This window comes from Aeromonas sp. QDB56 (assembly GCF_027705505.1).
Classification (GTDB): domain Bacteria; phylum Pseudomonadota; class Gammaproteobacteria; order Enterobacterales; family Aeromonadaceae; genus Aeromonas; species Aeromonas caviae.
On the sequence record NZ_JAPDBZ010000281.1, the window covers coordinates 1 to 1,187 of the forward strand.

The 1,187-nt window shown below is 53.7% G+C and carries 1 protein-coding gene; it reads left to right on the forward strand.

Annotation, left to right across the window (positions count from 1 at the left end):
• Positions 1–34: 34 nt before the first annotated feature.
• Positions 35–1,054: a permease gene (locus tag OKB81_RS20405; protein WP_270805438.1), complete on the forward strand. Its 1,020-nt coding sequence runs from the start codon at positions 35–37 to the stop codon at positions 1,052–1,054.
• Positions 1,055–1,187 lie beyond the last annotated feature (133 nt).

Genomic DNA, 1,187 nt, shown 5'->3' on the forward strand with positions numbered 1-1,187 from the left:
ATGGATACCGTGTCTCCTTTCCCGGGGAATGGCTATGGCACAGCGAAGGTGTAGCACTATTGGGATCAGTTATTTAGCCAGCTGGCTGGTCTACGAGCAATTGGGCCTGAGCCCGCAAACCAAGCTGGGGGATGCGCTGCATTTCTTCGTGGAGGATGTGAGCAAGATCTTTGCCCTGCTGCTGGTCATGATTTACATCGTGGCCATGTTGCGGGCCTCCCTGAATGTTGAACGGGTGAGGGACTATTTGGCGGGCAAGCACAGAGGGTTGGGCTATCTTCTTGGCTCCGGCTTTGGTGCCATTACTCCCTTCTGCTCCTGTTCGAGTATCCCTGTGTTCCTCGGCTTCACCTCAGCCGGTATCCCGCTAGGGATTACCATGGCCTTTCTCATCACCTCACCGCTCATCAACGAAGTGGCCGTCTTGTTGCTGGTCAGTCTGCTGGGCTGGAAGTTCACCCTGATTTACGTGGTAGTTGGCATGGCGGTTGGCATGCTGGGTGGGGCGTTTTTGGACAAGATAAAGGCCGAGCGTTGGCTGGCTGATTTTGCCGCTGAGGCCCTCAAGCAGGGGCAGCATCAGCAAGGTGATATCGTCCAGCAGCATACCGATGCCCCGAGCCTCTCGCTGGCCAAGCGTCATGCCTTTGCTAAAGATGAAACCCTCACCATCTTCAAACGGGTATGGATCTGGGTCATTGTCGGTGTGGGGCTTGGTGCCGCGCTTCATGGCTTTGTGCCTGATGGCTGGATTGCCTCACATCTTGGAGCAGGCCAATGGTGGTCAGTGCCTGTGGCGGTTCTCATCGGCATTCCCCTCTACTCCAACGCCACCGCAGTGATCCCGGTGATGGAGAGCTTGATTGTCAATGGGCTGCCGATTGGGACGACACTGGCATTTTGTATGAGCACAGTAGCGGCCAGTTTTCCTGAATTTATTCTGCTCAAACAAGTGATGAAGTGGCAGTTACTGGGCACCTTGCTGCTGGTGCTACTGGTTTCCTTCACGTTGGTTGGGTGGGTGTTTAACTTCGTATCGCCGTTAATTTCTTGATGAGGAATATGAGATGAAAAATGTAAAAGTGCTCGGCATCGGCTGCGCCAACTGCAAGGGAAGGTGCGAATAAGCGGGGAAATTCTTCTCGGCTGACTCAGTCATTTCATTTCTTCATGTTTGAGCCGATTTT